Source organism: Archangium violaceum (assembly GCF_016859125.1).
In the GTDB taxonomy this organism is placed as follows: domain Bacteria; phylum Myxococcota; class Myxococcia; order Myxococcales; family Myxococcaceae; genus Archangium; species Archangium violaceum_A.
On sequence record NZ_CP069338.1, the window covers coordinates 4,773,538 to 4,792,923 of the forward strand.

Here is a 19,386-nt window from a genome sequence, read left to right on the forward strand (position 1 = left end):
ATTTGTTTTCCAAGCGCAACCAGCAGTCGTGGTCGCACGCCCCAATGCAGTGAACCTCCGCGGCTGTTGCGCGAGTAGGCGAGTCACGAGGGAGAGATGATCAAGGCGTGTGCGCTCGCAGGACTCTCGGTGGTGTTCGTGGGATGTGCCACGCCCGCCTCGGCCTGGAAGGGAAACGTCGAGTGGCCGGACGCGGCTTCGACCCCGCAGGTCATCCCGGCAGTGGAGGCCGGCTCCGCGCTCGCGGCGGCAGCCGCCATCCGTGAGATGATCAAGGAGAACCCCTTCCCAGACCTCTTCCGGGGATGCTCCAGCCCAGAGCAGGGGCTGGATGTCGCCGTCTTCAAGGAGCCGAAGTCGGGCCTGTACTACGTGGTGCTGCATCAACACTTCAGCCGGTGCGGCGGACCGCGCGGGCGCGTGCTGGATTGGTGGTACGAGTACGCGGTCACCTCCCAGGGTGAAGTGGTGGGGAAGGCTCCGCCCGAGGCCTCTCCTCCCTCGAGCCCTTCTTGGAAGGAATTTTCCGAGCCAGCCGGACACGTGCCTCCGCGAGTCACGCCGGAATGAAGGAGCATGTACCGTCGGCTCTTCCCGTGCCGCAGAGGGCCCCACCGTCCCCCGGGTCGGAGGCCGTTGACCACCGGTGAACGACTCCGGGTGCGAGGTGTCGTCCGAGTGCCAGCGGGTGGACGTTCATCGCGTCCTGAAGCGAAGGGCACTCACCAAACCAATCCCCCCGTGCGCATACCGAGCACGCAACCAGGGAGATGGGGGAGGTGCCGGCATGGCCACATACCGACTCATCCGCAAGCTCGCGGCCGGCGGGATGGCGGAGGTGTTCCTGGCCAAGGTGGTCGGAGCCGAGGGCTTCGAGAAGCCGGTGGCCGTCAAGCGCGTCCTTCCGTCGCTGGCGCAGGACCGGGAGTTCGTGGAGCTGTTCCTGCGCGAGGCCAAGCTGACGGTCTGCCTCCAGCACGCCAACGTGGTGCAGGTCTTCGACCTGGGCTCCATCAACGGCCAGTACTACATGGTGATGGAGTTCGTGGACGGGGAGAACCTCCGGGCCCTGCAGCGGGGCTCGGCGTCCAACCAGGTGCCCCTGGGGTTGCGCGAGGTGTGCTTCATCGTCCAGCAGGTGACCGAGGGCCTGGCGTACGCGCACGGGCGCGCCGACGCGGCGGGCCGGCCGCTCAACATCATCCACCGCGACGTCAACCCGTCCAACGTGATGGTGGCCGCCAGCGGCGAGGTGAAGTTGGCGGACTTCGGCATCGCCAAAGCGGCCAACGTGCAGAACGGCACCCAGGTGGGCGTGGTGAAGGGCAAGGCGGGCTACCTCGCGCCGGAGCAGGTGAAGGGCGCCGAGGTGGATCAGCGCGCGGACCTCTTCCTCATCGGTCTGATGCTGTACGAGCTGCTCGCCGGCAGGCAGCTCTTCGGCGGCACGGACTATTTCCAGACGCTGCGTCAGATCGCCCAGTTCGACGTGAAGAGCCTCGCGCCGGTGCCGGGCGTGCCTCCCGCGTTGTGGAGCATCGTCACCCGGGCGCTGGCGCCGGAGCCCTCGGCGCGCTTCCACCGGGCGCGTGACATCTCGGACGCGCTGCAGAACTTCCTCTTCGACCACCGGCTGCGCGTGGGCCCGCAGGACGTGGCGGCGCTCTTCGCCCGCTGCTTCCCCGGACGCCACTCGCCGTTGGATGGCTCCGGTGAGGTGCGCGGCGAGGAGATCCGCCTCGGCTCGGACGCGGGGCTGCGGCGCCCGCAGACGCTCACCTCGGTGCGCTCGCGCCCGCCGTTCCCGGGGGGACCTCGTCCGGGCACGCCCGCCACGCCCCTCCGGCCCGTGACGGACCCGGGCCGGGTGCAGCCTCCGCCTCCGCCACCCGAGGCGCGTGGGGGCACCTCCCTCTCGATGCAGGTGCCTCCGCCGCTGCCCGGGGGCGCTCGGCCGGGGGCGACTTCCACCTCCCTGACGGTGCCCGCGTCCACGGGGGCTCGCACGATGACGCAGACGGGGAGGGGCACTTCGCTCCCCCTGTCGTCCCCCACGCGCGTGATGCGCGCGCCGCGCCGCAAGCTGGGGGAGATGCTGGTGTCCGCCGGCAAGCTGTCGGAGACGCAGCTCAAGGGCGCGCTGGAGCGTCAGAAGCGCACCGGTGGACGCATTGGCGAGCTGCTCGTCGCCGAGGGCCACATCACCGAGGAGGACGTGGTTCGCGTCCTGGGCGAGCAGGCCGGCATCCCGTTCATCGCCGACCAGGTGCTGCGCACCATGCCGGTGCCCAAGGCGCTGCTGGGGCTGCTGCCGCTGGAGAAGGCCGAGCGGCTCGAGGCGGTGCCGGTGACGCAGCAGTCCAAGGAGCTCGTCTGCGCCATGCGCGAGCCGCGAGACCTGGCGCGGCTGGACGAGCTGAAGTTCATCACCGGCTGCCCCGTGCGCGGCATCTACGCCACCGAGGGGGCCATCCGCCGTGCCATCGGCCGCTTCTACCGGGGAGATGACCCGGACCAGATGGACGACTGGTCCCACATGATGCCGTTGGCGAGCGCGGAGACGCCGTCGGGTGTCACGCCCTACGCCGACAAGCACACCCGCACGCGCGAGCGCATGCTGGACGAGTCCGCCTTCGAGGAGGTCGCGGCGGCTCCTCCGCCTCCGCCCGCGTCGCCTCCGCCCGTGCCCGAGCCGGCACCCGCGACGCCCGCGCCCGCCTCGTTGGCGCGCACCATGCTGGTGGTGTCGGATGACGCGGAGCTGCGCGAGGCGGCGGTGCGGCTGTTCACGCGGCAGGGCGTGGCGGCCTCCGGCAGCAGCGCGGTGGACGTGGAGCGGGCGGTGGCGCTCGGTGGCACCGAGGTGGCGCTGGTGGCCGCGGACACCGTCCGGGACGCGCCCTCGGTGGTGTCGCGGCTGATGAAGGTGGCGCCCTCGGTGGAGGTGCGCGTGTTGCCCTCGCTGGCCGAGGCCCTCGGGGGTGAGGCGGGTCCGCTGGGCCGCGCGTCGCGGTTGCATGCGCGCGTGGTGGACGCGGCGCTCGCGGCGCTCGGTGGAGTCGGGGTGCAGGGGGCCTCGCTCGCCAAGCTGGCCCGGCGTGTGGCCCGGCGACTGGGAGCGGGGTGCGCGGAAGCCGAGCGGGCCTCCGCGGTGGCCTATGCGTTGGCGCTCGCGGCCTTCCAGGAGTCGAGTGAGCGCTTCTCGCGGCCCTCGTGCGAGGCGGTGCGGGCCATTCTCGGCCGGGACGCGGGCGAGCTGGCCAGCCTCATTGGGGCGTGTACCCGGGAGGCGCCGCTGCTCACCGAGAACGCCAACAAGGCCACGCTGGCGCTGGCCGCGGCGGTGTCGCTGCTCGAGGTGGCGGGGACGGCCACGCTGGTGGCGTCGAGCGCCTCGCAGGCGCTGGTGAAGCTGCGCACCGAGAGCCGGCTGCCGGGGGTGGCCCTGGAGGCGCTCTCCGCGGAGGTGATGGAGCTGGTGCTGGGCGACAGGGCCTCGCACACGGTGGTGCTCGCGGAGCCCAACCCGGCGCGGGCCTCGGCGCTCCAGGCGCGTTTCCTCGCGGATGGGGTGCGGGTGGTGCTCGCCGACTCCGCGGCCCGGGTTCGCACGCTGCTGTCGCAGGGTAGCCAGGCGCTCGTCGTGGCGGCGCGGCTGCCGGATGGGGACGGTGCCTCGCTCACCCGCGCGTTGCGCTCCGCGGAGGAGACGACCTCGCTGCCCATCTTCGTGCTGGCGCCCGCGGAGGATCCGGGGCTGGTGGAAGCCGGGCTGGACGCCGGCGCGGACGACGTCCTCACGTACCCGGTCAACCCGGACGTGCTGGTGGCGAAGCTGCGGCGTGCCCTGCAACCGCGCAGGGTGTCCGTGACGCCGGCTCCAGCGCCCGTGGCGGCGACGATGACCGCCGCCTTCATGAACGCCTAGTGGCACCCTCTCCCTCCGGGAGAGGGCGGGGGGTGAGGGTAGTCGTCACCCGGATTCCCACCCAGGGCCGCGCGAGTCAGTGCCGGGTGCCGTGCTTCCCACCGCGCAACCTGTCGAGGAGCGTGGTGGCCGCTTCGAGGGGATGGGTCGCGTAATGCCTGACGACCTCGGCGCGAGGCAATCGCACCGTCCGGCCCCAGGGGCCACGCGTCCGGCGCTTCGGCGCGGTGTCCTCCGCCGATGCCTCGAGCGGTGGGGCAGGGGGCTGCACCTCGGCGTTGCCGGCCTGGTGGGTGGGCTCCTCGGACATCGGCACGTAGCGGGGTGAGCGGACGGTGCCTCGCTCCACCTGGAGGGGGTACGCCTCGGCATGCTTCGTCGTGGCCACCCGCGGTGCGGTGAGCGACTCCGGCCCCATCCGCTCGTCCAGGGGCCGCTGTTCGTCGCGCGCGCGTCTGGCGGACCAGAAGACCTCCACGAGGTCCGTTGCCTCCAATCCGTGGCGTGGCTGTGCGGGGGCCTGCTCGAGCACGATGCCGTGCTCATCCACCGCGTGGATCTCCTCGAGGCGCATCCGGTGCTCGCGCGTGACGACGATCCTTCGCTCGAGCACGAACCCCTCGCCATCCACGGAGAGGACGCGTCCAATGGGCTCGCCATCGCGGTTGCGGACGAGCATTCCCACGTGAATCCCCGGCTGGGACGGCTCTGGCGCCGGGAGGGTGTCCGGACGAACCTGGCTCGCGTCGAGCGGCTCTGGCAGGGCCTCCACGTGCACCACGTGCCCTCCCTTGTCCGCCGAGCCGCGCACCGCCTCGCTCTCCGCGGGCGTATGCGGGGCCCGCTCCTCGAAGCCGTCGCCTTCCAGGTTGCGTTGCCGCTGCTCGCTCGTGCTCCCGTAGCCCTCCCGCGGCTTCTGATCGCCTGCCATGGCCCGCTCCTGGGTGAGAAAGTCCAAGCCCTGACGTTTGGGACGGGGAGGGGGTGTCGCAACCGGGGCCGGACGAGGCCCTCCTCATTGCCCTCCAGGCGAGCGAGTACCTGGGGCCACGCCACCGTGGTCTGGCACCCACGCCGTCCGAGGCGCGTCCCGGCCCATCCCGGGCTTCCGGGCGGCACGTCTGCTGCAGGACCCATCGGCCGGCGAGGGGAATGTTCCCCCCGCTCGGCTGTCGACGGAGACGCGCCCCACTGCTATGCACACCCACACCATGGATGTCCGCCCCTCTCCGCGCCGCGCACTGCTGGTTGCGCTGACGTTGCTGATGACCGCCTGCAAGACGCCTTCCGCCGTGGGCGGTGGCTCTTCCCCGGGCCATTCTTCTGGTTCTTCCTCGTCCCAGAAGGGCCGCGACGACGTGCCCCAGGGAGATCCGTTCCCGACGAAGCCCTCCGTCGAGGCCCGCAAGGACGAGCAGGCCGACAGGGCACTCGCCCAGGCCATCGCCCAGGCCGAGACGGCGCCCCGCAAGCAGGCCGCCGAGTCCTTCCTCGCCGTGCGCAAGGCGTACCCGGAGACGACCGCCGGCCAGGAGGCCCTCTACCGGGCGGGCGTGCTCTTCTACGACTCGCAGGACTTCGCCAACGCGCGCAAGAGCTTCAACGAGCTGCTCTTCGAGAATCCGCTCCACCCGCAGGCCGCGGACGCCAAGCGCCGGCTGGGCCGTGCCGCGCTGGAGGTGGGCGCCTACCGCGATGCGTACCAGATGCTCTACAGCCTCGCGGAGAACGCCCAGGGCGACGAGCGCGCCCAGCTGCTCGAGCAGGCCGCCCAGGCCGCGGAGAAGGCGGGCCTCTTCGGCCAGGCGCTGCAAATCTCCGTGGACCTGGCCGGCAACGCGCGGACACCCGAGGCGCAGCAGGCCGCGGTGGCCCGGGTGCAGCAATTGGTGGAGGGCCGCGCGGGCTTCATGGACGTGGCCCGGGTGATGGAGGAGCTGTCTCCGTCCAACCCCGCCTGGCCGGTGCTGAGCTTCAAGCTGGCGCGCATCTACTACCACCTGCGTGACTGGACGCGGCTGGAGGAGACGCTCAACCGTTTCCTCGCGGAGGCGCCCAACCATCCGTTCGCCGGCCAGGCCCGCGAGCTGCTGGCGCGCGCCACCCGGCGCGTGGAGGTGCGCTCCAAGACGGTGGGCGTGCTGCTGCCCATGTCCGGCAAGTACAAGGCCGTGGGCGAGGCGGTGCTGCGCGGCGTGAAGCTGGCGCTGGCCGGCAGTGACGTGGAGCTCGTCGTCAAGGACACGCAGGGCGACATGAACGTCACCGGGCAGGCCCTGGAGCAGCTCGCCTTCGACGAGGGCGCCATCGCCGTGCTGGGCCCCATCACCTCCGACGAGTCCCGGCGCGCCGCGCTGCTGGCCGAGGAGCTCCAGGTGCCCCTGCTCACGCTCACGCGCCAGGAGGACATCACCAACATCGGCCCCTTCATCTTCCGCAACATGCTGACGAACTCGGCGCAGGCGCAGGCCATCGCCGACTTCGCGATGAAGCAGAAGGGCTTCAAGAGCTTCGCGATGCTCTACCCCAACCTTCCGTACGGGGTGGAGCTGGCCAACGACTTCTGGGACCACGTGGTGCGGAACGGTGGCCAGGTGCGCGGCGCGGAGACGTACGACCACGACCAGACGACCTTCACCAGCGAGGCCAAGAAGCTGGTGGGCCGCTACTACCTGGAGGACCGGCTCGACTACGTCGAGGGCGTGCGCGAGGTGCAGCAGCAGACCTCCGGCCAGGACGCGTTCCGCAGGCGCAAGGCCATGGAGAAGATGAAGGGCAACGTGGAGCCCATCGTCGACTTCGACGCCATCTTCATCCCCGACGAGTGGAAGCGGGTGAGCCTGGTGGCTCCGGCACTGGCGGTGGAGGACATCGTCACCAACGCGTGCGACGCGCGCGACCTGGAGCGCATCCGCAAGACGACGGGCAAGAAGGACCTCAAGACGGTGATGCTGTTGGGCACCAACGCGTGGAGCAGCGGCAAGGGCGCCAGCGGCCTGCCCGAGCTCGTCGAGCGCGGCGGCAAGTTCGTCACCTGCTCGGTGTATGTGGACGGCTTCTTCGTGGACTCGCAGCGGCCGGCCACGCAGCGCTTCGTGAAGGCCTACCGCAAGGAGTACAACGCGGACCCGAGCCTGCTGGAGGCCTACGGCTACGACTCGGCGCGCATGGTGCGCCAGCTGCTCGAATCGAAGCAGCCCCCGACGAGCCGCGGCGAGTTCCGCGAGGCCCTGGCCAACCTGAAGGACTTCGACGGCGCCACCGGCAAGACGGCCTTCGACGAGAAGCGCGAGGCGCGCAAGCCCCTGTTCCTCCTGTCCGTGGACAACAAGGGCGTCAACGAGGTGCAGCAGGACAAGACGGCGGCGCTGGGGGGCTCGTGAGCATTGCCGCGCCCCGCGCGCTGCTGGTGGTGGGTTGGTTGGCGCTCGCGGGTTGTCGGCACGCGGCGCCAGTCCTCGCTCCGGACGTCGCCTCCCGGCTGGAGTCCACGCCGGGGGCGTTCCTGTCGGGTGAGGTGGTGGGACTCGAGGACGGCGCCGTCCTCGACCGCAAGGACTTCGTCTGGACGCTGGCCTTCTCGCCGGATGCCTCGCGCGTGGCCTACTCGCACCTGGGCGCGCGCGAGTACCTGCTCGCCCTGTGGACGCTGCGGCCCGCGCCGGCGCTCGTGGCGAACACGGCCCTCAACTCCTCCGAGTTCGACGTGGAGGCGTTGGCCTTCTCCCCGGATGGCTCGCTGCTGGCGAGCGCGGGCTGGGACGGGGTGGTGCGCCTGTTCGACGCGTCCACCGGCGCGCGGAAGGCCAGCCTGCGCACCGACGAGCCGCTCACCGCGGTGGCCTTCCATCCCTCCGGGAACTACCTCGTGGTGGGCAGTGCCCAGGGGCTCGTCACCGTGCTGCGCGTGGCGGACCTGGGCTTCTCCTTCGAGGCGCGGCCCCATGCGGACCGGGTGAGCGCGCTCGTCTTCTCGCCGGAGGGGACGCTGTACTCGGGGAGCTGGGACAAGCACCTGCGGGTCTTCGACTCGCGCGAGGAGGCGCTGCGCGGGGAGCAGACGCGGCTGCGCTTCGAGCGGCGCGGCGGCCATGCCGTGGTGACGGGGACCGTGAATGGCAAGGCGTTGGTGGCCTTCGCGCTGGATGCACGCACCCCGGCCATCGTGCTCGGGACGCAGGCGGCGGCGACGGCGGGCATCGACACGGCCTTCCTGCGGGAGACGGTGTCCCTGCCCACGGCGCTCGGCACCTCCCTGGCGAGGGTGGCCCGTGGCCAGCACCTGCGCCTCAAGGGATTGGAATTGGACGGGGTGGACGTGGCGGTGTGTGACGCGTGCCTGCCCCCGGGTGTGTCCGGCGTGTTGGGCGCGCCCTTCTCCGAGCGCGTGGGCGTGGCCTTCGACGACGCCACGGGCGAGGCCGTCCTCACCATGAATGCGCCCGCGCAGGTGAAGCCGCGGGAGGAGCGGGGACTGGTGCTCGCTCCGCGTGCGGACTTCACCTTCCCGGCGCACGTCAACGACGTCTCCGTGGATGGGGCCGGGCGCCGCCTGGGCGTGGCCTTCTCCGAGTCCAGGGCCGAGCGCAACCGCACCATCTACGAGCGCGAGAAGAAGGGCCTCGTCGAGCCGCCCGCCGAGTGGAACGCCGCTGCGGTGGTGGACGCGGCCTCTGGCCAGGTGCTGCGCAAGTGGACGCAGCACCGGGGCGTGGTGGCCTCGGTGGGCATTTCTCCGGACGGGCGCGCGCTGGCGAGCGGTGGCTGGGACAAGCGGCTCTACGTGTGGCGCGAGGGCCAGGAGACGCCGGTGGCCGAGCGGGGATTCGGCTGGTCCGTGCGCCGGGTGCGTTTCAGCCCGGACGGGCGGCAGGTGGGCGTGGCCGCGTGGACGCCGCAGAAGGCCGTGGGCAACCAGGAGAGCGAGCCCGCCGCGGCGCTCTTCTTCGTGCGCTACTCCGCTCCTACCGTGAACATCCCCTCTCCCTCTGGGAGAGGGCCAGGGTGAGGGTATTTCCCTTCCCGTGTTCCTGACTGGGAACGGGGACCTGGGGTTCACGCACGAGGCCGAGGGGGGAACACGTGGGGGTCGCTACCCTCACCCCCCGCCCTCTCCCAGAGGGAGAGGGAGCATGCGCTCGTGCAGCACGGTGAGGATCGGCCGTGCCTGTGCCAGCGATGGCGCGAAGAGCGAGGGCTGTCCAGGGTCCGCGAACACCGCCGCGAAGTCCTCGGGTGTCAGCGCGCGCACCAGCCGGGCCGCGAATGTCTCGCGCAACAGTCGCACATAGAAGTCGGCGTCATAGTCCCGGGGATCGCTCACGGCTCCGGTGTCGTCGTCGTCATCCGGGTCGGGCAACAACCCCGCGCGTCCCCCCACCGCTCGATAGACCCGGACGTGCTCGCCGGTAGCCCAGTGCTTCCTCCCGCTCGCCAGCACGGCCTCGTAGGACAGCTCGCGCCTGCGCCCGCGCGTGGCGAGGTACTGCGCCGGGGTCTTCGTCAGCCGGACACGTGCCGTCACCTCGAGGGTCGGCACCGCCCGCCGGCGCAGCGCGAGCACGGTCGAGACATAGGCCTCCCTCACGCCCGGAATGTCCCCCGCGAGTAGCAGGGTCAGCGCCCGGCGCAGGAAGTCCTCGCCGAAGGGCTCCGCGCGACTGGAGCGGAACGCCACGCCCCGCAGGACGAGCGGCCCGTCGTAGGGCTGGAGCGCGTAGTTCTTCGGCTCGTGTGAGAGCATCGCGGCGTAGCGCCCATCGAACTCGAGCTGGACGCGGGGTGGCAGCAGGGCCGCGACCTCGGAGACCACCCGGCGCTCGTCGGCCTCGCGCCAGTCGTCTGGGACTGCGAAGTACACGCCGTCCGTGTCCGCCTCCAGCAGCGTGACGCCGCGCCGAGCCAGCTCGCGGCAGAGGAGCCCCAGCACCTCGCGCCCGCGCCGCGTCACCTCGTTGGCGGCGTGCACGTCCGCGAAGCGCGTGAGGCCCACCGCGCCGAGATAGCCGTAGGCCGAGTTGACCACGATCTTCATCGCCGCCGAGAGCGCCTCGTGGGTGTGACGTTCCGGCGAGCCGGGTGCCGCGGCACGTGCCCGCGCCTTGGCCGCCAGCCGCTGCTCCACGAGCCGGTCCACCAGCGCGAGCAGCACGCCGAGCCGATCCCTCCGCGGCCCTATCCGGTACTCGCGCATCAGCGAGGGATACAGGCTCGCGACGTCGGCCTTCACCACGTGCCGGGCCACGCCTGTGGCGAACAGGTGGAGCGCCGCTCCGCTGTGGGGAGTCCCGTCGCCCTGCTCGTGCGCGGGCAGCGCGGCTCCCGCTCGGAGATAGGCGCGCACGAGGAGGGGATCCAACACGCCGGTGGCGGGGCCCGCGTCCGCGAGGCGCTCATAGCGGCGCGGTGCCATGCGGGCGAGCGCGAAGGCGGCACCCCCGAGCATGCGCGCGACGCCCGCGGCCTCCGTCACGTCGTCACGGGCGTAGCGCCGCACGCGCTCGGGGTCGCTCCGGTAGACCTCGTACACCCGGGCCCCTGGAATGTGCTCCCGCTCCGGGCCCGCGAGGCCGAGGTGCCGCGCGACGGCCTTGAGCCCATGCCCCGGCAGCTCCCGGGCCGCGAAGTCGTGCCGCAGCACGGCGTCCAGCGTGTCGATCAACTCGCGGCCGGGGACCGTGTACCGCGAGCGGCGCATCGGGTCGGCCGAGCGCCCCGCCGTGTCACGCCCGGGAGTGGCCCCTCGCGAGGCGGGACGTTGCCGCAGGCCCGGTGCGCCGGCTCGTCCCAGCGCCAGGGGCACGCCGAGCCGTTGCGCCCGGCGGGCGAGGAACGGCAGGTCGAAGCCGTGCAGGTTGTGGTTCTCGATGACATCCGGATCGATGGCGCGGATGCGCGCGACCAGACGCTGGAGGAGCCCGGCCTCGGCCGCGTTGTCGTCGCCGTGGGCCTCGAGGATGTCGGTCCTGCCCTCGGGGTCGCGAAGCGCCACGAGGAAGATCCGGTCGCGGTCGGGCTCGAGCCCCGTGGTCTCCAGGTCGAACTGCATGCGGTGCAGGTCGTCGAAGCCGAGCTCGCGGAAGTACGTGCGTCCCGACGCGATGAGGTACTGCTCCTCCGGAGGCGGCGCGAGCACCGCGTTCGGACCCAGCTCACGCAGGTGCCCGATGGAACGGCCGAGGCGCCGCGAGGCGCCGTGGAGCACGGCCGCGTTGAGTGCGCGTCCATCATTCGCGCGGACCACATAGCGAAGCGCGCCGGGTCCCTCGAGCTCCTGGTAGCTCACACGGTGGGGCGCGGGTCCCTCGTGCTCGGGCCGGAGTCTCCCGCCGAGGTGCGCCAGGTCCTCCAGCGAGGAGAGGACCAGCCAGGGGCGGAAGCGCACATCCTCCCGCACGAGCGAGCCGCTCCCCGGGAGCCTCCGCCAGACGAACGCACGGCCGTCGGGCTCCGCCCACACCGAGACGATGCCCGGCGTGGGATCCCAGCCCCAGAGCCACTCGTCCTCCATGGCGTGGGCCCTCACCCTCAGTAGTTGAGGTGGATGGCCTCGCGGGGCAGCCCGCGGAGCCGCAGCGCATCCATGACTTCCTGCACCATGCCCGACTGGCCACAGACGAACGCCACGGCGTCCTCCACCGATACCTCGCCCAGGTGCGTCTGCACGTAGCCGGTGAGGCCCTGCCATCCACTTTCGCCCGGCTGGCTCACCGTGCGCACCACGCGGATGTTCGCCGCCTCCCAATGGTGCAACTCGTCCTCGTAGGCGAAGGCCTTCGGGGTGCGCGCTCCGAAGTAGAGCGTCACCTCACCGTAGGCGCTCCGCTCCTGGCGGATGCTCTCGATGACGCAGCGGATGGGGGAGATGCCCGAGCCGGTGGCGAAGAGCAGCAGGTTCTTCCCGCGCGCCTGGAGCAGGGGGAAGCCGCGGCCCTCGGGGCGCGAGCTGTTCACCTTCGCCCCGGGCTGGAGCCGGATCAGGGTGTCCGCCAGCGGGCTTCCCCCCTTGAGGAGGAACTCCCAGCGGGTTCTGAAGGGCTCGGGTGGCGAGGCGAGGGCGAATATCCCCTCACCCAGCTCGGGTAGGGCCAGGCGTACGTATTGCCCCGGGGTGCGGTGCGTCCCCACCAGGGGGGTTCCTCCAATATCCAGGACGAGCTCGGTGAGGCCATCCGCGGCGGGGAGGACGTCCGCCACGGTGGTGGGGTGCCAGTCGTTCATCACGGACCTTGTTTAACCTGGACCCGGGCCGCCGTCCCCCTTTGATAACCTGGGGGGGTGAAGACCCTGCTCTGGTTGGTGTTGTTCCTCATCGGGCTGGCGGGCGTGGCGCTGCCGGCCGTGTACATCCATGCCGCCAGCAAGCTGCCCCAGCTGGAGACGGAGTTCGACCTGGAGAAGCAGCTGCGTCACTCCATCGAGGGCGAGCGGATGAGCCTGGTGGCGGGCACCTTCGATCGCTCGCGCTCCACCGCCTACAAGCGGCCGGACTTCGCGAACCTGCCCAAGGATCTGGTGGCGCTCTACATCGCGCAGCTCGGGTGCCCCACCTACTTCCAGACGCCGCGCGAGGACGGCCCGAAGTGGGCCTGGCGGCTCTTCTCCGTGGTGGCCTTCGGCACCGAGCCCCGGGGCGACGGGCGCTGCGAGCGGCTGATCTCCATCCGGCTCGCCTCGGCGCTGGGCATCCAGGGGACGCTGGAGCAGGTGGTGGCCGCCAACCGCCTGCACTCCTTCCTCCAGAAGGACCAGCTGATCGCCTATGACCTGTCCGCCCTCTACTTCGCCCGGGGGGTCGTGGGCGTGGAGGACGCGGCGTTCAAGATTTTCGGGCGCGAGCTGAACACGCTCCAACTGCCGCAGCTGGCCGAGCTGGCGCTCACCCTGCCGCCGCACTACATGTACGAGGATACCGCCGCCTGCCGGAACGCGAGCCTCATCCGGCAGAACCGGGACGTGCTGCTGTCGGACCTGGCCGGCTACAAGCTCGTCACCGAGGAGCGGGCGCGTACCGCCATGGCCCAGCCGACCGTCTGCCGCTGAGGCGCGGGGGCTGGGCGTGAGTGGGGGCCTGGCGCTGGCCGGGCCCTCGTCACTTGCGCCTGAGGAACAAGCGCTTCCAGTCGTCCAACTCGGTGGCGATCTGTCGGCGCTCTTCCGGGGTGCTCGCCGCCTGGGCCCTCGCGCGCAGCCCGTCGAGCGTGGTGCGCGTGGCGCCGCTCAGCGTCTGGTGGCTCTCCAGCTCATCGATCTCGCGAGCGTACTGCCGGATCCTGCCGAGCAGCGCGGTCCGGGTGGGGGCGGAGGACTCGGGACGCTTCTGCGCCACCTGCTGCGCGTCCGGATTCTCGCCACGGGCGACCGCCGGCACCGTGGTGCCCTGCTGCGCCGTCGCGCTGTCCGGGGTGCCGGTGCCCGCATCGGGAGCCACTGCCGGGGGCGTCGTCTGCTGGGCCTGGGCCGCGTCCGGCGTGGGGACCGCCGGCTGCGGCTTGGGCTGCACGGGCTGCGGAGGCGTGATGCTCACCTGGGGCGGCGGGGTGGACGCCGGGCCGCGCAGGGCGAACACGATGCCCCCTCCGAGCGCCACCAGCGCGAGCGCTCCCAGGCCCATGGGCACCAGACGCCGCGGGGACGAGTCCGCTCCCCTGGCGCGCGGCGGCTCGGACCTGGGCTCCGGCTTCACCGCCTCGGTCGAGCGCGGGGTGGGCGCGGACGTCGCGTTCTCCGGAGCCGGCTGGACCTCCGGACGCACCGACACGGCGGGCTCCGGGACGGTGGGTTTCGTCGGGGGAGCGATCGGGGCCGGCGGCTGCGTCGCGAGGGTGTCGCGCAGCCGCTGGAGCTGGCGGCGCAGCTGCTCGGCGGAGCCGGGGCGGGACTCCGGATCCTTGGTGAGCATCTGCAGGATGAAGGCATCGAGCGCGGCGGGCAGGCTGGGGACGAAGTCCGAGGGCCGCGGAGGCCGCGCGTCCACGTGCTTCATCAGCAGGTCCACCGGCGAGGTGCCGGTGAAGGGCAGCCGGCCGGTGACCATCTCGAAGGCCACCACGCCCAGGGCGTAGAGGTCCGTCATGGGCCCCACCGGCTGGCCACGGGCCTGCTCGGGAGCCATGTACTCCGGAGTGCCCACCACCATGTCCGTGCGTGTCTGCGCGGTGCGCCCGGTGGGCAGGCCCATCTTCGCGAGGCCGAAGTCCAGCAGCTTCACGTAGCGCGAGCCGTCCGGCTGCTTCACGAGGAAGATGTTGCTCGGCTTGAGGTCGCGGTGGACGACGCCCGCCCCGTGCGCGGCGCCCAGCGCGCTGAGCACCTCGTCGAGGATGTCCAGCACCTCGGCCACCGGCAGCTTGCCCTTCTCCGCCAGGTACGCGTCGAGGGCCACGCCCTCGAGGTACTCCATGATGATGTACTGGCGGCCGTCGGGGACCTGGCCGAAGCCGAAGATGTCGACGATGCCGCGGTGGCGGATGGCGTTGACGGCGCGGGCCTCGGCGAGCAGTCGCGCCACCTGCTCCTCGGCCGCGGCCAGCTCCGGGCGCAGCACCTTCACCGCCACGCGCTTGCCGATGAGGGGCTGGATGCCTTCGTACACCAGGCCCATGCCGCCCACGCCGATGCGCTGGCGCAACTCGTACTCGCCAATCTTCAGGCCGGTGAGCGGATCTTGTGTGGAGGAGTCATCCATGACGTGCACGGCCCTCCCGGGCGATGTCCGCCGCGCACCTCCGGGATCGCCAGGGGACGGCGAGGTGGAGGAGTCGAGCAGCACGGTCCCATCGCGCGGGCAGATGTCGGTGTCCGCCGGCACGGCAAGGCCGCAGGTTTCGCAGGAACGGGAGTCAGCCATCGGGGAAGTGCCCCCAGGGTAGCAGACCGGGAGCGGATTCCCACAAGCGGGCGAGCAGGCGGGGTCCTCCCGCCCGCATCCAACCCATCAGGATGTCGGATCGCACCCGTGGTACTGCTCCTGGATGCCGTCATGGCCTCCAGGAGCGGGTCCTCTTCCGGGCTTGCCCGCGGGGCCGAGGGAGAAGGTCGTCCCCGTCTGGGAGACGGAGCCGTCGGGGCCGCACCAGACGCCCACGGAGGGGCCCCCGCCGCCATTACCGCCCGGACCGCCATCCCCACCCTTGCCTCCCGTACCTCCCCTACCTCCCGGACCTCCGGTGGCCTTCGTGGTGGGGTCCGACGGATCCGCTATCGTGGTGGTGGACGGGCCTCCGGGGCCTCCCTGGCCGCCAGGGCCACCGGTCCCCCCTTTTCCGCCGGCACCTCCGTCGCCTCCCCGGGTCGTCTTCAACGAGCAGGACTCCATCTCCACGTGCGCGTCGATGAGCAGCAGGGCGATGGATGCGCCACCCCCCTTGCCTCCGTTCCCTCCCTGGCCCGGGCAACCGCCAGCACCCCCGCCTCCGCCTCCGCTCCCCTGTGCGATCGCGGCACCGTATTGGGACGAGCAGGCACCCCCTCCACCTCCACCGCCCCCTCCGCCACCCATGAAGCCGGGCTGACCGGCCTCTCCCGAGGTCGGGCTCCAGGTGTCGGTCACCAGCGTGCCAATTCCGTCGCCCGCATGACCGCTCGGTCCGCTCTCCCCCTCGAGGCCGTCCTGTCCGTCGTGACCCGGATCCCCAATGCATACACAGGCCTCGCCCGAGCAACCCACGGGCGTCTCCCGGAACGTTCCACCATCACCCCCCGGCGCGGACGGAGTTCCCGCCACGCCTTGGCCGCCCACTCCGAAATTCACTTTCACGTCACCGCCGGTGCCACCCGTTCCGCCCTTGTTCTGGACGGAGCCGCAACTGCTGATGCCAGGCGAACCTCCATCGAGACTCGGTGGGGTCCCTCCGGTGCCGCCATCCGCACCGCCCGGGGCCGTGGCGGGCGTGCTGCCCTCCGAACCGGGTGCTCCAGCCCCGGCCACGATCTGCACATGGCGCAGGCGCACGCCCTTGGACTGCAGCACCCTCAACCCGATGGAGGGATCGCCTGCCCCGGTGCTGTTCCCGGAGGTGATGTGCAGCCACTCCAGGCTCACACCGGCGTCCTCACCCAGCCCGCTCACCGTCAGACCGATGCTGCCTCCAACGATCTGAGTGATGTAGGTGGCGTCGCGCTTCCAGCCTCCGTCCAGGCCGGCATAGCCGCCGTGGAACGAGATGGGCCTGTCCAGCCTCAGCATGGGTTCCTGGTAGACGCCCCGGGCGAGGTAGACGGCCTGGGTGTTCGCGGAGATGCGCTCCAGGGCGTAGGAGATCGTCTGGTAGGGGGCATCCATGGTGCCGGAGTTGACGTCGTCCCTGCCGTTGGCGGGGTCCACGAAGACGCCGTGCTCGGCGACGCCGTCGATGCCGTCGCAGTTGCTGTCCAGGAACCTGTCATCCGGGGGATCCGCCCACTCGGGCTTGCATCCATCGGGCGCGCAGCGTCCGGTGGCCACGCAGTCGTCGTACGCCTCCTGGAAGTTGTAGCAACCCACGGCGGTGAGCAGCGCCACCGCGGCTCCCACGGCGAACAGCTTCGTCGTCTCGTGCATGTGCTTTCTCACGGCAGCGTCCCCACCAGACCCACCATGCCGCCCCCGTTGCCCACGGAGGCGGTGGGCCGCACCTTCGGCTCGGCCTCGGGCTTGCCGGACATCAGGTAGATGACTCCGGTGGTCACCACTCCCGCCGCGCCCAGCGCGAAGGACGCCGCGCTCAGGTTCTGGGACAGCTTGCCGGAGTCCCTCAGCCGCGCGGCTTCCTGGGGATCTCCAATCGTCTGCTGCGTCAGGGCGCGATAGTTCTTCCCCGCCTGCAGGTACAAGAGCGTCCCCGCGCCCAGCAACACCACGCCACCGGCGGCGGGCATCCAGGCCCAGCTCCGCGCGTTCGAGCCGGAGGCCGTCACCTCGGGCCTGGGCAGCAGGGGCTGGGCCGGAGCCGTCGTCGTCGGCGGCGCCTGGACGACGGAAGTCCGTGCCGGGCGCAGGGCCCGCTGCACCGTGGGCACCACCTTCTCGCTGGCCTGGGTGAGCGCGTCGAGCAGCTGGTCCTCGCGGACTCCAGGCACGTAGTGCTCGGAGAGCAGCTCGCCGTCGCGCGTGGCGTAGGCCTTCAGGGCCACCCGGTAGCCGCTGAGGAACTGCACCAGCTCGGCGATCAACACCACGTCGGCGGGGGCGGCCTCGCCCATCGTGATGCGGCAGGCGGCCTCCAGGCGGTTGCACCCGAGCACCGTCTTGCGCTCCGCGGGTGACAGCAGCTGGGACAGCTCCGAGGCGCGGATCACCTGCAGCCCCTGCGTCTTGAGCTGCTCGTAGACGTGCTCCTGGGCGAAGGAGACGATGTGAGAAGGCACGCCCGCGGCATCGGGTGGGGCGATGAGCACGGTGAGCGGTGCCTCGGAGGACGCGGGTGCCTGGCCGAGCACGACGAGCGTGGCGAGGAGTGTGAGGAACACGATGGTGTCACTTTCCCCTCATGTCGGGCCTACCGCAAGGTCACGCACTCGCAGTAGCGCCCGCTGAGTGACATCGGTGTGCCCGGCCAGGCGGGCTCAGCGGCGGGGCTTCTCGGGCATGGGGCGGATGTGTGTCTTCTCCGAGTTGTCGAGCTCCGGCGGCTCGTCGTCCACCAGGTCCTCGGAGGGGACGGGGGGCGGGAGGGGCCGGGTAGGCGCCTGGGGCATGGGCCGGCGGGCGGGAGGTGCCGCCACGGCGGGGCGGGTGCCGGTGACGGGCATGTTGGGGCGCGACGGGGTGGGACGGGCGGCCGGACGCGGCGGCGGCGTGATGCCCCGGCCCTGGGTGTCGAGTTCGTCCGCCAGGAGGTCCGCGGACACCTGCACCTTGGGCTCGTCCGCGGGGGCGCCGAGCCCGTCCTCCGTCTCGTCGGCGAAGGGGTTGCGGGTGGGGGGTGGAGTCCGGTCGTCGTCCAGGTCCGGGGGAGGGGGAGGACGATTCGCGGGCAGGTTGGGCCGGAGGGCGGGCCGCGCGGGAGGGGTCTCGGCGGGCTTCGGCCGGGCGGGCGTGGGGAGGCTCGCGGGCACCTGTACCTGCACCGGAGAGGAGGCGGGCGCGGTGGGCTTGCCGTCCCTGGCGTCGCGGGCCTCGTCCTTCAGGCGCTGCTCGAAGGCCTGCCACTCCTTCTTGAAGCTCGCCGGATCGGGCTCGCCGCGCTCGCGGTGTTTGAGCGAGGGGGCCCAGCGCAGGGCGTAGCTCTCTCCGGCGTGGAAGGCGGGCGGGGGCGGCACGCCGTAGGTGGCCGGATCGAAGAAGGACTCGTCCAGGTCCGTGAAGCCGTATGCGCGCGCCCGGGCGACGAAGTTGGGGATGATGCCGGTGGGCGCGTGGTAGCCGAGGATGTGGCCCTCCTCGTCCTTCGTCACCGGCGTGAAGACGAAGATGTCCTGGGTGCGGTAGTCGCCCTTCTCGTTGAGGGGGAGCACCTCGGAGAGGGCGATCGTCTTGCGGCTGCCGTCGTGGAGGCGCTCGCAGCAGATGATGAAGTTGATGGCGCTGGCCACCTGGGCGCGGATGGCCACCATGGGCAGGTCGATGCCGGACATGAGGCACAGCGACTCGATGCGGCGCAGCGTGTCCGTGGGCGTGTTGGCGTGGGTGGTGGCCAGCGAGCCGCCGTGGCCGGTGTTCATCGCCTGCACCAGGTGGAAGGCCTCGCCGCCGCGCACCTCGCCCACCACGATGCGGTCCGGGCGCAGACGCAGGGCCGAGTGCAGCAGGTCTCCCATGTCCACGCCGCCCTTGCCGAACTTGTCCGGGGGCCGGCTCTCGAAGGGGACGATGTGGGACTGGTTGAGCTGGAGCTCCGCCGAGTCCTCGATGGTGAGGATGCGCTCCTCGTCGGGGATGAGGGAGGAGACGATGTTGAGCAGCGTCGTCTTGCCCGAGCCCGTGCCGCCGGACACCAGCATGTTGAGCTTGGTGTGGATGCCCGCGTCGATGAGCCGCGCCATCTGCGGCGTCATGGACTTGAACTTGATCAAGGACTCGATGGTGAGCTTGTCCTTGAAGAACTTGCGGATGGAGATGGTGGTGCCCTTGCGGGCGATGGGCGGGATGACGACGTGGATGCGGCTGCCGTCGGGCAGGCGCGCGTCCAGCCGGGGGCGCTCGTCATTGAGCAGGCGGCCGACGAACTGCGCCATGTTGCGCGCGGCGCCGAGCAGGCCCTCCTCGGTGAACGAGGCATCGGTCTTGGAGACCTTGCCCTTGCGTTCGATCCAGACATCGGTGGGCCCGTTGATCATGATCTCGGTGACGGAGGGGTCGTCGAGATAGGGGAGGACGGGCTTGAGGAACGCGCGGAGCGACTCGGAGTACATCGACATGGCGCCCCGAGGGTAGCCCGACACCGGCCAGGGCCCAAGGGGAAGGCCTGTCCGTCCGCCCGCTCCCCCGCCTTTCGTGCCCGGGCCCGTGCGGCTCGGGTGTTCACCACCCGCCATCC

General features: G+C 71.5%; 12 protein-coding genes. 5 read left to right on the forward strand and 7 right to left on the reverse strand.

Annotated elements, in window-relative coordinates:
• Positions 1-96: 96 nt before the first annotated feature.
• Together JQX13_RS20550 and JQX13_RS20555 are read left to right on the forward strand one after the other, a co-directional pair.
• Complete coding sequence (locus JQX13_RS20550) at positions 97-570, forward strand: hypothetical protein (RefSeq protein ID WP_203410647.1); 474 nt, start codon at positions 97-99, stop codon at positions 568-570.
• 217 nt (positions 571-787) lie between these two features.
• A complete protein-coding gene (locus JQX13_RS20555; protein ID WP_203410648.1) occupies positions 788-3,928 on the forward strand; it encodes a protein kinase domain-containing protein in 3,141 nt (1,046 codons plus the stop codon).
• A gap of 76 nt (positions 3,929-4,004) precedes the next feature.
• Here JQX13_RS20555 and JQX13_RS20560 read toward each other — a convergent pair whose 3' ends face one another.
• Complete coding sequence (locus JQX13_RS20560) at positions 4,005-4,859, reverse strand: hypothetical protein (protein ID WP_203412664.1); 855 nt, start codon at positions 4,857-4,859, stop codon at positions 4,005-4,007.
• Positions 4,860-5,124: 265 nt separating this feature from the next.
• Between JQX13_RS20560 and JQX13_RS20565 the strand changes: the two genes are divergently transcribed.
• Together JQX13_RS20565 and JQX13_RS20570 are read left to right on the forward strand one after the other, a co-directional pair.
• On the forward strand, positions 5,125-7,311 hold the full coding sequence (locus JQX13_RS20565) for a penicillin-binding protein activator (protein WP_239014955.1): 2,187 nt from the start codon (positions 5,125-5,127) through the stop codon (positions 7,309-7,311).
• The gene (locus JQX13_RS20570) at positions 7,308-8,936 is read left to right on the forward strand and encodes a WD40 repeat domain-containing protein (protein WP_203410649.1); all 1,629 of its coding nucleotides are present in this window, start codon (positions 7,308-7,310) and stop codon (positions 8,934-8,936) included. The genes JQX13_RS20565 and JQX13_RS20570 overlap by 4 nt, the downstream gene beginning before the upstream one ends.
• Before the next feature lie 90 nt (positions 8,937-9,026).
• On the opposite strand, the gene JQX13_RS20575 is transcribed toward JQX13_RS20570, so the two are convergent.
• Positions 9,027-11,438, reverse strand: a complete 2,412-nt coding sequence (locus tag JQX13_RS20575; protein WP_203410650.1) for a ribonuclease H-like domain-containing protein — start codon at positions 11,436-11,438, stop codon at positions 9,027-9,029.
• Positions 11,439-11,455: 17 nt separating this feature from the next.
• The gene (locus JQX13_RS20580) at positions 11,456-12,148 is read right to left on the reverse strand and encodes an NAD-binding oxidoreductase (protein ID WP_203410651.1); all 693 of its coding nucleotides are present in this window, start codon (positions 12,146-12,148) and stop codon (positions 11,456-11,458) included.
• Positions 12,149-12,205: 57 nt separating this feature from the next.
• On the opposite strand from JQX13_RS20580, the gene JQX13_RS20585 reads away from it, so the two are divergent.
• Entirely contained in the window at positions 12,206-12,970 is a 765-nt protein-coding gene (locus JQX13_RS20585; RefSeq protein WP_203410652.1) for a transglycosylase domain-containing protein, read from the forward strand.
• A gap of 49 nt (positions 12,971-13,019) precedes the next feature.
• Here the strand turns inward: JQX13_RS20585 and JQX13_RS20590 are convergent, their stop codons facing one another.
• The 4 genes from JQX13_RS20590 to JQX13_RS20605 form a co-directional block, all read right to left on the reverse strand.
• The gene (locus tag JQX13_RS20590) at positions 13,020-14,777 is read right to left on the reverse strand and encodes a serine/threonine-protein kinase (RefSeq protein WP_203410653.1); all 1,758 of its coding nucleotides are present in this window, start codon (positions 14,775-14,777) and stop codon (positions 13,020-13,022) included.
• An 87-nt stretch (positions 14,778-14,864) separates the two neighbouring features.
• Positions 14,865-16,481 (reverse strand): PE-PGRS family protein, encoded by a 1,617-nt coding sequence (locus JQX13_RS55475; RefSeq protein ID WP_275425007.1) that lies wholly within the window; start codon positions 16,479-16,481, stop codon positions 14,865-14,867.
• Positions 16,478-17,377, reverse strand: a complete 900-nt coding sequence (locus JQX13_RS20600; protein ID WP_203410654.1) for a hypothetical protein — start codon at positions 17,375-17,377, stop codon at positions 16,478-16,480. The genes JQX13_RS55475 and JQX13_RS20600 overlap by 4 nt, the downstream gene beginning before the upstream one ends.
• A gap of 96 nt (positions 17,378-17,473) precedes the next feature.
• Positions 17,474-19,267, reverse strand: a complete 1,794-nt coding sequence (locus JQX13_RS20605) for a CpaF family protein (protein ID WP_203410655.1) — start codon at positions 19,265-19,267, stop codon at positions 17,474-17,476.
• Between the last annotated feature and the right edge of the window lie 119 nt (positions 19,268-19,386).

Excerpts from the sequence above, each read along its gene's own strand:
- JQX13_RS20560 (WP_203412664.1), bottom strand. The coding sequence starts at position 4,859 with ATGGCAGGCGATCAGAAGCCGCGGGAGGGCTACGGGAGCACGAGCGAG.
- JQX13_RS20605 (WP_203410655.1), bottom strand. The coding sequence starts at position 19,267 with ATGTCGATGTACTCCGAGTCGCTCCGCGCGTTCCTCAAGCCCGTCCTC.
- JQX13_RS20590 (WP_203410653.1), bottom strand. The coding sequence starts at position 14,777 with ATGGCTGACTCCCGTTCCTGCGAAACCTGCGGCCTTGCCGTGCCGGCG.
- JQX13_RS20575 (WP_203410650.1), bottom strand. The coding sequence starts at position 11,438 with ATGGAGGACGAGTGGCTCTGGGGCTGGGATCCCACGCCGGGCATCGTC.
- JQX13_RS20565 (WP_239014955.1), top strand. The coding sequence starts at position 5,125 with ATGCACACCCACACCATGGATGTCCGCCCCTCTCCGCGCCGCGCACTG.
- JQX13_RS20580 (WP_203410651.1), bottom strand. The coding sequence starts at position 12,148 with ATGAACGACTGGCACCCCACCACCGTGGCGGACGTCCTCCCCGCCGCG.
- JQX13_RS20555 (WP_203410648.1), top strand. The coding sequence starts at position 788 with ATGGCCACATACCGACTCATCCGCAAGCTCGCGGCCGGCGGGATGGCG.
- JQX13_RS20550 (WP_203410647.1), top strand. The coding sequence starts at position 97 with ATGATCAAGGCGTGTGCGCTCGCAGGACTCTCGGTGGTGTTCGTGGGA.